The organism is Pedobacter sp. MR2016-24 (assembly GCF_026239655.1).
Taxonomy (GTDB): domain Bacteria; phylum Bacteroidota; class Bacteroidia; order Sphingobacteriales; family Sphingobacteriaceae; genus Pedobacter.
Genome location: NZ_JAPIVO010000001.1, coordinates 410,993 through 422,031, shown reverse-complemented (window position 1 = coordinate 422,031; position 11,039 = coordinate 410,993). Strand labels below are relative to the sequence as shown.

The 11,039-nt window shown below is 41.2% G+C and carries 8 protein-coding genes; 2 read left to right on the top strand and 6 right to left on the bottom strand.

From position 1 onward, the window contains the following. Position 1: 1 nt before the first annotated feature. The 5 genes from OQX62_RS01900 to secA form a co-directional block, all read right to left on the bottom strand. Positions 2-667: an SGNH/GDSL hydrolase family protein gene (locus OQX62_RS01900; protein WP_265829688.1), complete on the bottom strand. Its 666-nt coding sequence runs from the start codon at positions 665-667 to the stop codon at positions 2-4. A 177-nt stretch (positions 668-844) separates the two neighbouring features. Continuing rightward, positions 845-1,789, bottom strand: a complete 945-nt coding sequence (locus tag OQX62_RS01895) for a hypothetical protein (RefSeq protein WP_265829687.1) — start codon at positions 1,787-1,789, stop codon at positions 845-847. Beyond that, positions 1,790-2,977, bottom strand: a complete 1,188-nt coding sequence (locus OQX62_RS01890; protein WP_265829686.1) for a M20 metallopeptidase family protein — start codon at positions 2,975-2,977, stop codon at positions 1,790-1,792. 6 nt (positions 2,978-2,983) lie between these two features. Next, entirely contained in the window at positions 2,984-3,406 is a 423-nt protein-coding gene (locus tag OQX62_RS01885) for an SPOR domain-containing protein (protein ID WP_265829685.1), read from the bottom strand. Between the two features lie 70 nt (positions 3,407-3,476). Further along, entirely contained in the window at positions 3,477-6,788 is a 3,312-nt protein-coding gene (secA, locus tag OQX62_RS01880) for a preprotein translocase subunit SecA (protein ID WP_265829684.1), read from the bottom strand. Between the two features lie 229 nt (positions 6,789-7,017). Here secA and purD point away from each other — a divergent pair, with 229 nt between their 5' ends. Further along, complete coding sequence (gene purD, locus OQX62_RS01875) at positions 7,018-8,289, top strand: phosphoribosylamine--glycine ligase (RefSeq protein WP_265829683.1); 1,272 nt, start codon at positions 7,018-7,020, stop codon at positions 8,287-8,289. A 526-nt stretch (positions 8,290-8,815) separates the two neighbouring features. Here purD and OQX62_RS01870 read toward each other — a convergent pair. Continuing rightward, the gene (locus OQX62_RS01870) at positions 8,816-9,997 is read right to left on the bottom strand and encodes a formimidoylglutamase (RefSeq protein WP_265829682.1); all 1,182 of its coding nucleotides are present in this window, start codon (positions 9,995-9,997) and stop codon (positions 8,816-8,818) included. A gap of 72 nt (positions 9,998-10,069) precedes the next feature. On the opposite strand from OQX62_RS01870, the gene OQX62_RS01865 reads away from it, so the two are divergent. Beyond that, entirely contained in the window at positions 10,070-11,038 is a 969-nt protein-coding gene (locus OQX62_RS01865) for an NAD-dependent epimerase/dehydratase family protein (RefSeq protein WP_265829681.1), read from the top strand. The last annotated feature ends 1 nt before the right edge of the window (position 11,039 follow it).

Genomic DNA, 11,039 nt, shown 5'->3' with positions numbered 1-11,039 from the left:
CTTATTTTACAAAAGGTAATAACGTGTCTGCCAGAGTTTTGTTACCCAAATCATTCATGTGCACGCCATCTGTGGTCAGGATTCCTTTATACAGATCTTCCGGATTATGTTCCAGATCGTAAGTGGTTACGATTTTCCTCAGATCGCATAAAGGCAATTTATTTTTTACCGCCAGCTTGCGGATTTCCTCTGAATATTTATCCAGATCACCATCCATTTCATTCACGCCGTTTTTCTTCTCGCCGATAACTGCAGGCGTACAAAGCACTACCTTTGCACCATTTGCCTGAATTTTATTGATCAGTGCCTGATAGAATTTCACAAATTTATCCTGATCAGTACCCGTTCTGGATGATAACTTATGCCACACATCGTTTACACCAATATAGAGCACTACCAGATCTGGTTTTTTATTCAGTACATCCTCTTCCATACGAAGGTATAAATCATATACCTTATTGCCCCCAATTCCAGCGCCGATCACTTCGTATTTCGAAGCATCCAATGCCTTTTTGATCAGATCAACATAACCGCCGGGTTTCACCCCCTGCTGCGTAATCGAATCCCCGAAGAAGATTATTTTTTTAGTTTTAGCCCTCATCCCTGCAAAAGAAAAAAGCAGTAAGGACAATGCCACAACAGCAACAGGTAGGATTATTTTCTTCATTAACATATCATGAATGGTTTTAATGGTGACAATTAACAGGTCTACAGTTCAAAGGTAACTAAACCTTATCTGAAGGAAAAACAAATATTTGTCTGGTGTTGGATCGGTACAAAAATTAGCTATCATCCTTGCAATTGTAATATTAAATGTTCGGTTTGCAAGGAACAGCTAACGATTCTATTTTAAATCCCCGGCAGCATAGTCTTTTTGCAAAATCAGGAAACTTGCCCGTTCTTCTTTTTTAAACGGAACATTCCAGTTGCCCTGATAGGTAATTTTTGACGGTAATTTATCCTCGCCAAAATAACTCATTTCAATATTCATCTGCACATCGAAATCAAACAGCATATTGCTGTATTTCATATCCACATAACGGCCCAGAATCTCGAAGTTACGCTTATCAAAAATCGTGACCAGCTCTTTGATCATTAATCCATCTTTAGTCCAGCTGCTCAGGTCTTCTTTCACACTTACCTTAAAACGGTAAACAGGAATGGAGTCTAAATACATTCCGCTTTGAAAGCCATAATCATAATACTGACGCATATTTGCAGTGAATATTTCTGTTTTGCTGCCAATAAAAGGGATTCCCTTTACTGGTCGCCCGGGATTGAAAATCAGTGTTTTTAGTTTCTGTTTATAACTTGCATTTGTTCCACCTCCTCCGTCGCCGGCAGGCGCATTGGGAACAAAATCACTTGCATAGGCATTCATAAAAATATAGTCGAACATCTCCAGTGTATACAACTGGTATTTTCCGTTCTTTTTAAAAACTTTTCCTGTATCCTGCTTCGCCAGGTATTCAACTTTTACAGGTCCGCTGTTATGATGCCTGATTTTGCGGTAAACCTTCCCATTGACCTTATTCTTCTTATCATACGTATAGATCCGGTTCTCTGCCGTAAAACTATACTTTTTCATCTTTCTGAAAGCAGTATAGAAGGTAGTATCTGTCGTAATTGCTTTGATAAATGTCTCTACACTGAGTTTTTGCGAAACGATATTCACATTATCACCAAGCGTAATGGTTTTCACCGTATCCGGATTAAAGCGGGGGATCTGCTGCGCAAAAGACCCGCATGCTACTCCTATCAGCGAAAAAAAAGCAATGATACCCTTCATTTAATTCCCCAGCTGTTTCAGCGCGATATAAGCCATTAAACCTGTCGAGATTTTCAACGCATCCTCGTCCACATCAAAATTAGGGTGGTGCACAGAATACTTAGTTCCCTTTTCTGCATTTCCAGTACCCAGACGATAAAAACAAGCATCCGTTACCTGAGAATAATAGGCAAAATCTTCTGCCGCCATCCAGATATCCAGGTCAACCACATTTTCTTCCCCTAAATAGTCTACCGCATAACCACGTGTTCTTGCCGTCAGTTTCTCTTCATTTACAAGAAAAGGGTATCCATGATGAATATCAAAATCACAGCTTCCACCCATACTTTCAGCAATTCCTTCAGCCATTTTTTTCATCAATCGCTTCGCCTCTGCACGCCATTCCTCATTCAGCGTCCTGAAGGTACCTTCAATCTTCACCTCATTGGGAATAATATTCGTCGCACCATTAGCGATCACTTTACCGAAGGACAATACAGAAGGTAATCTTGGGTCGGCATTCCGACTAACAATCTGCTGCAAAGCCACAAGAATATGCGCCGTAATTAGTACCGGATCTATATTCTGCTGTGGTTGTGCACCGTGGCCGCCTTTACCATAAACTGTTACATATAATTCATCAGCAGAGGCCATATAAATCCCCGAACGGAACCCAACCTTACCAGCATCAATCATTGGCATCACATGCTGGCCGATAATATGCTGTGGCTTTGGATTTTCAAGCACCCCTTCAGCGATCATTACACTGGCACCACCAGGAAGAATTTCTTCTCCAGGCTGAAAGATCAGCTTGATCGTACCGCCAAATTCAGCTTTCAGGTTATTTAAGATATAAGCAGCACCCAGGAGCGAAGAAGTATGTACATCATGTCCGCAAGCATGCATTACCCCATGATTTTTGGACACATATGGCTTATCATTAGCTTCAATAATCGGCAGTGCGTCAATATCACCACGCAAGGCGATGACCTCTTCTGAAGGCAAATCTCCGGTAATTAAACCAACTACACCCGTACCAGCCATGCTGGTGAACGGAATTCCCCATTCTGTTAGCTTCGCCTGAATAAAAGCAGAGGTTTCAAACTCTTTAAAAGATAGTTCAGGATTGGCGTGCAGGTGACGGCGAAAGCCTACAATATCCTGGAAAATTGTACCAGCTAAACTTTGGATCTGTTCTTTAGTAATCATTTTTCGCTATAAACTAGGTGCATTGATTTTTTCTCTGAAGATGAATAAGGTCGAAAAGCCAGACCTCAGTTCATTCATCAGGCTCTGGGCTTCAAGACGTGTCCTGAAATCCCCAACGCGTAAATAATAATTCGGTTCTTTATAAGTGATATAAGTATTCAGTTTTGGATATTCAGCTTTAAATCGTGCCTGCTCTGCATAAGTCTCTCGGCGGTCCGACCCATAAAATATCTGTACACGGTAGCCCATCCTGGATACAATTGCGCCACCATTACGGGCCGCAGCCGGGGCAGCAACCTTATTCAACTGAATTCTTCTTTCAATCAGACTGTCAATCAGCGGATCTTTGATAATCGTTACCTCTCCCTTATGCTGAGCGAATAAAGGAAATGCAAATAAACAGATAATACAGGTAAAGAATAATTTCATTGGAAAGGGCTTAAAAAAAGAATGCCGATTTCTTTTTACAAAAATCGGCATTCTTTATGTGTATTACAAATTACAATCCTGCACCGTGACAGTTTTTGTATTTCTTACCGCTGCCACAAGGGCAAAGGTCATTTCTTCCTACTGTTACTTCCTTACGGATAGGTTGCTGAGGAGCTTGCTCACGTGTGTCTGCAAATTCAACATCACCAGTACTGCTTGATGCAGCGAATTCTGGCTTAGAAGTTTTCAGTCTGCTTGGTGCAGCTTTAGGCGCTTGTGGCGCTCTTAAGTCATCTGCCTCCTGCTGTACAGGAATACCACCTTTATATAAGAAACTTACTACTTCTTTATTTACTGCATTCAGCATGTTTTTGAACAGGTTAAATGCTTCCATCTTATAAATGATCAGCGGATCTTTCTGCTCATAAACGGCATTCTGAACTGACTGTTTCAACTCGTCCATTTCACGTAAATGCTCTTTCCATGATTCATCAATTAAAGCAAGAACGATTGTTTTCTCGAATGACTTCGTTACTTCTCTACCGTTGTTTTCAATTGCTTTTTTTAATTCTACCGGAACCTGGATGCTTCTGATTCCGTCAGTGAAAGGAACAACAATCTGCTCAATATGATCACCACGCTCTTCAAACACCTGTGTTAACACGGGCATTGCCTGCCCGATAATGTTATCAGATTTTCTTGAATAAAATACAGTAGCTTCTTCAAACAACTTATCTGTTAAGATATGGATGCTTCTTGAATTGAATTCCTGCTCAGTAATATCCGTATCTAAAGAGAAGTTTTTGATCACTTCCAGTTTGAAACCTTCATAGTTACCTTCTTCTTTATATTCAGAAACCACATCTTCTGCAACATCAAACACCATGTTGTTCATGTCCACATCCAAACGCTCACCAAATAGTGCATTTTTACGTTTCGAATAAATTACAGAACGTTGTGAGTTCATTACATCATCATATTCCAGCAAACGCTTACGTACACCGAAGTTATTTTCTTCAACTTTTTTCTGTGCACGCTCGATAGATTTGGTAATCATAGAATGCTGAATTACTTCACCATCTTCAATTCCCATTTTCACCATGATGTTAGAAATACGTTCAGAACCGAATAAACGCATCAGGTTGTCTTCCAGTGATACAAAAAACTGAGATGATCCCGGATCACCCTGACGACCAGCACGACCACGCAACTGTCTGTCTACACGACGAGACTCATGGCGCTCTGTACCTACAATCGCTAAACCACCAGCTTCTTTTACACCGGCACCTAACTTGATATCCGTACCACGACCAGCCATATTCGTAGCGATCGTTACCTGACCTGCCTGACCAGCCTCGGCAACAATATCTGCCTCTTTCTGGTGCATTTTAGCATTCAGTACATTATGTTTGATACCACGTAATTTCAACATACGGCTTAACAGCTCCGAAATCTCTACAGAAGTCGTTCCCACCAATACCGGTCTGCCTTCCTGTGTCAGTTTCACAATCTCTTCAGCAACCGCATTATATTTTTCACGCACGGTACGGTAAACGTAATCCTGGTGGTCTTTTCTCGACATTACCCTGTTTGTAGGTATTTCTACCACATCCAGTTTGTAAATAGACCAGAACTCACCCGCTTCCGTAGTTGCAGTACCCGTCATACCACACAATTTATGGTACATCCTGAAGAAATTCTGTAAAGTAACCGTAGCATAAGTTTGTGAAGCATCTTCAACTTTCACATTCTCTTTTGCTTCAATTGCCTGGTGTAAACCATCAGAATAACGACGACCATCCATGATACGACCTGTCTGCTCATCTACAATCTTGATCTTACCTTCATCGATGATATATTCAACATCAATCTCAAATAAAGTATAAGCTTTCAATAACTGGTTAACCGAGTGTACACGCTCTGCCTTGATAGAGTAATCACGCATCAATTCATCTTTGCGTGCAATTTTATCTTCGCTGCTTAACGTAGATTTTTCAATCTCCGCAATTTCAGTACCTACATCAGGCAATACAAAGAAATGCTCATCCTCACCAGATTTAGTGATCAGTTCAATTCCTTTTTCAGTCAGCTCTACCTGATTGTTTTTCTCATCAATATAGAAGTAAAGCTCAGAGTCAACCTTCGGCATATTTTTAGACTGGTCAGCCATGTAGCTGTTCTCAGTTTTCAACAACACCTGCTTGTTGCCACCTTCACTCAAAAACTTGATTAATGCTTTATTTTTTGGTAAACCACGGTGTGCTCTCAACAGCGCTAAACCACCTTCACCTTCTTCGGTTCCGGTCTTTCCTTCATTAAATAATTTTTTAGCTTCATTTAAAGCTCTTGTCACATATTCTTTCTGCGCATTGACCAAACGTTCGATACGTGGTTTAAGCTCATGGAATTCATGCTGATCACCAAAAGGCACCGGACCTGAAATGATTAAGGGTGTACGTGCATCATCAATTAATACTGAATCGACCTCATCCACCATTGCGAAGTGCAGCTTACGCTGTACCAGTTGTCCCGGCTCCTGCGCCATATTGTCACGCAGATAATCAAAACCAAATTCATTATTTGTACCATAAGTAATATCTGCCAGGTATGCATTTCTGCGTTCCTGAGAGTTAGGCTCATGTTTATCAATACAATCTACTCTTAAACCATGGAATTCGAATAAAGGACCATTCCATTCCGCATCACGACGTGCCAGGTAATCATTCACCGTTACAATGTGAACACCCTGTCCGGCTAAAGCATTCAGGTATGCAGGCAATGTACTTACCAGCGTTTTACCCTCACCAGTTGCCATCTCCGCAATTTTACCGTTGTGCAATACAATACCACCAATCAGCTGTACATCATAATGTACCATATTCCACAATACTTGTGTACCTGCAGCATCCCATGTGTTTGCCCAGAAAGCTTTATCACCCTCTATCTTCACATTGCTTCTGCGTGCGGCATATTCCCTGTCATATGCGGAGGCGGTAACCTCAAGTTGTGCGTTTTCAGTGAAACGGCGTGAAGTTTCTTTAACCACCGCAAATGCAGCAGGAAGAATATCCATCAATACCACTTCCAGTTCCTTATCCCTGTCCTTGATCAGCACATCAATCTGGTCATATAAAGCCGTTTTTTCAGGCAATGATAAGTCCTGGCTCTCACCCTGAGTTTTCAATGCACCGATCTTACCGTCTATTTCTGCTAATGATTTCGCAATAACATCCTTAAAGTAGACAGTTTTGTTACGCAGTTCATCATTGCTTAAAGCCGAAAGTTTAGCGTATTCTTCGTTTATTTTGACAACAAGGGGTTGGATTGCCTTAATATCTCTTTCCGATTTGCTTCCAAAAACCTTGGTTAAAAATCCTAGCATCGTTTCTATTTGTGTTTTATGTATTTTAAAATCATCGTTTTACAACAACCAAGCCAGTGCAGCACATAGGCCAATTTGACAGTTGTCGGGCCATAAAAATACAAAATATCCTGTAATTGTTCAGCGTGTGCCGTTTTATTTAATTACACGCGTACAATTTGTCACATTCTTGTAAGTATTAAATGCACATAAACTATAAAATTTACCTAAAGCGGTTATCTTTGCCCATATGAATATCTTATTATTAGGTTCTGGTGGAAGAGAAAGTGCTTTTGCCTGGAAAATGAGCCAGTCTGAGCAATGCTCAAAACTATTTATCGCGCCGGGCAACGGTGGTACAGGTGCCTATGGCAAAAATGTGAACCTGAATCCGAATGATTTTGAAGCCATCAAAAAATTCGTGCTTGCAGAAAACATTGAACTCGTAGTGGTTGGACCAGAAGAACCGCTGGTAAATGGTATTCATGATTTTTTTATTGCCGATGAGGCTATTGCAAAAATTCCTGTTATCGGCCCTAAAAAAGAGGGAGCAATCCTTGAAGGCAGTAAGGACTTTTCCAAAGAATTTATGGCACGCCACGGTATCCCTACACCGGGATCTAAATCGTTCACCATTGAAACGCTTGCCGAAGGTTTGGCTTACCTGCAACACCACAGTTTGCCCGTAGTATTGAAAGCGGATGGACTGGCAGCCGGTAAAGGTGTATTGATCTGCGAAACTACCGCAGATGCGCAGGAAGAATTAAAGCTGATGCTGAGCGGTAAGTTCGGTAATGCCGGAGCATTGGTAGTGATAGAAGAATATCTTACGGGAATTGAACTTTCTGTATTTGTATTAACAGATGGCGATAATTACGTGATCCTGCCAGAGGCTAAAGATTATAAAAAAATTGGTCAGGCAGACACCGGCCTGAATACTGGTGGCATGGGATCTGTTTCTCCTGTTCCTTTTGCGGATGAAAAATTCCTGAAAGAAGTAGAAGACACTATTATTATACCAACCATTAACGGATTAAAAAAAGACGGTATTGATTATACAGGCTTTATCTTTTTCGGCTTATTTAAAGTCGGTGATAAACCAATGATCATTGAATATAATTGCAGAATGGGTGATCCTGAAACGGAAAGCGTTCTGCCAAGGATTGAGAATGACCTGGTAGAACTTTTCATGGCAACTGCTCAAAAAAGGCTGAAAGATGTTCAATTAAAGATTAGTGCCAAAAGTGCAGCGACAGTGATGATTGTAGCAGGCGGTTATCCGGGAGATTACGAAAAAGGTAAGGCGATTACAGGTATTGAGAACCTCCGCAAATCTGTGGCTTTCCATGCAGGAACAGCTCTTGAAGGTGGCGTCGTGAAAAGTAACGGCGGAAGGGTATTAGCCGTTACCAGTTTGCAGGATACACAATTTGAAGCTTTACAGTCGGCCACCGCCGATGCAGCAAGAATCTATTTCGATGGAAAATATTTCAGAGAAGATATCGGATTTGACCTGATGTAAAATATAATTTTTTATAAACAGCATTGGCCCGGAATGATCATTTCGGGCCGATGCTGTTTATAATGCTTTCATTACAATTAATCTATCCAATAGTTAGTTATGCCTGCCAGTGCCAAACTGCTCCTACCCCATGCCGTATAGTCCAGAGCAGGCAAAAAGAGTGCTCCATTCAGTATGTCCAGCATTTTTTTCAATCAAAAGAGAAACAGCCCCCCAATAAAAAAAGATGAGCACCAGGACAAGCTCATACAAGGTTTGGTTAACATCGGGAAGGAGTCTGGTTAAAAGGATAATTCCAGCATACTAATACCATACTTCAAGCACATCATATGTACCCCTAATCTACCTTAGCTTTACTACAACTTTACTACTAATATACTATTTAAGTAGTATTGAGGTAGATCAATGGTAAGTTAGGGGTACATATGATATGCTGCAAATATGCCAGAAAGATCCTTAAAGTATGGCATAGGCAATACCCCTTCCCGAATCAGTTCAGAAAAAAAGTGCAGGGAATCTCAGGTTGTTAAAGCAGTTTTTGATAGGTACGCCACCATAAATCAGGCATTTCGCCATTTACCGCCATATTATAATCTTCATAACGGCAGGGAACCAGGTGGTATCTCTCATTTTTTGACATTCCAGTTGGGTAAGGAACCTGCATCCACCAGCGATCAGACTTCTTGCTTTTCACAAAAAGGAGTTCACCGGTGCCGTCATTCAGGCTGGCACGGTAAATTAAATATTGGGATTTTGGATTTAGTGGAAAATCTTTCTTGCGGTTATAAAAGCCATCTACAAAATACCACACCATCTGGGCAAGCAATAGGGCAGTCTGACTACCACTGTCAAATGCCGGGTTAAACTCATAAAAACCGATTGAAGTCAGCTTATCATTCAGGCCTGCATAATGTGCAATTTTACAAGCCTGATCACCATAAAAACCATTTGGTGTAGCATTTCCATTTCCCCTGGCATCGGCGGAACGGACGGCTGAAATATCGAAGCTAACCATATTTGCATTCCGTATGACCGGCTCCACAGAAGGAATATCACTCAGGAATTCTCCCAGGCGATGTACATCAAAATACAGCTTGTCCATCACTTTTAAGCTGTCCTGATTTACAAAATAGGTTTGGTAGCCAACATTACTGAAATTGAAAAGATAGTTTGGCTGATGCAGAAAAATCTTGTTCAGATAAGTATCAGACCGGGCGGCGATCCCTGTCTCGTCCCCTTCATCAAGATCAAACTTATTGTCTACCACAACCAGGTCCACTTTCTGCTCCAGCTGTTCGTAAGCCATATACTGAGCATAGGTAAGATCTTGTCCTCCACCAATAATAACAGGAACAATCTTATGCCTGACGAGTTCTGCCACTACAGTTTTTACAGCAACATAGGTGTCAGCCAGCGTAGCCCCCGCTTTAATGTCTCCTAAATCAATCATTCTGCTGTTAAAGGCACCCTCATGCAAGAGGTAAAATTGCTCTCTGAAATAATCCGGACCTAAAGCACAACCACTATTGTTTACCGCAGCACGATCATCCAGCACCCCGAAAATTGCGATATCGTATTCATTCTCACTTAAATCCGGAAAATTTTCAAGATAAAAACTCACTTTTAATCCCATCTGACTGCGATAAAAGCCCTGTTTCGGGGTAAATTTTTCGGGCGTTAAGGGGGAGAAAAAATCTGATAACGACATAATTAGTAAAATGTATGGCCTCAAATATCTATTTTTGAGATCATATATTCATGAACTTCTTATAAAATTGAAATGATTTTGGTTACCGGTGCTACAGGTTTTTTAGGTTCAGAGCTGATTAATCAGCTGCTGCCACAAGGTAAAAAACTGCGTGCACTTAAACGGGATAATTCTGTTATCCCGGCCCCTTTTAAAGACAATCCACTGATAGACTGGGTAGTGGCAGACATCAATGATGTGGCTACGCTGGAGGACGCGTTTGAAGATATCACCCGGGTTTATCACTGTGCTGCCCTGGTATCATTCAACCCAAAAGATAAAACTGAATTGTTGAAAGTTAACATAGAAGGAACGGGTAATATCGTAAATCTGTGTGCAGCTTATGATGCCAGACTCATTCATGTCAGCTCAGTAGCTGCTTTGGGCGAACCTAAAAAAGGCAAGCAAATTACTGAAAATGACTACTGGGAATACGATGCCAAAGCGCACTCTTATGCCATCTCTAAATATGAAGGGGAGATGGAAGTGTGGCGTGGCATAGCCGAAGGTCTGGATGCAGTAATCGTGAACCCATCTGTAATTATTGGCGCAAAGGCCGGTTTTAAGGGCAGCGGCGCTATTTTCAAACTCGTTAAAGATGGACTTTCATTTTATACCAAAGGTGCAACAGGCATAGTTGACGTGCAGGATGTAGCGAAAAGCATGATTGCATTAATGGATAGTGAAATCACGGGTGAACGCTTTACGGTATCTTCAGAAAATTACCATTACAAACAGTTTTTCGCAGAAATTGCAAAAGGTTTTGGCATTGCAGCACCACCAAAAGAAGCAAAACCATGGATGCTGGGTATTGCCTGGCGTGCCGCAAAACTGGCTTCTTTCTTTACAGGGAAAGCAGCTTCGCTAACCAGCGATGCGGCAAGAAGCAGCCTTAACACCAGCTATTACAGCAACGATAAAATTATAAATACTATAGACATCAAATTTAAGTCCCTGCAACAAAGCATTCAGGAAACATGCGCAGGTCTAAAAAACAGTTAAA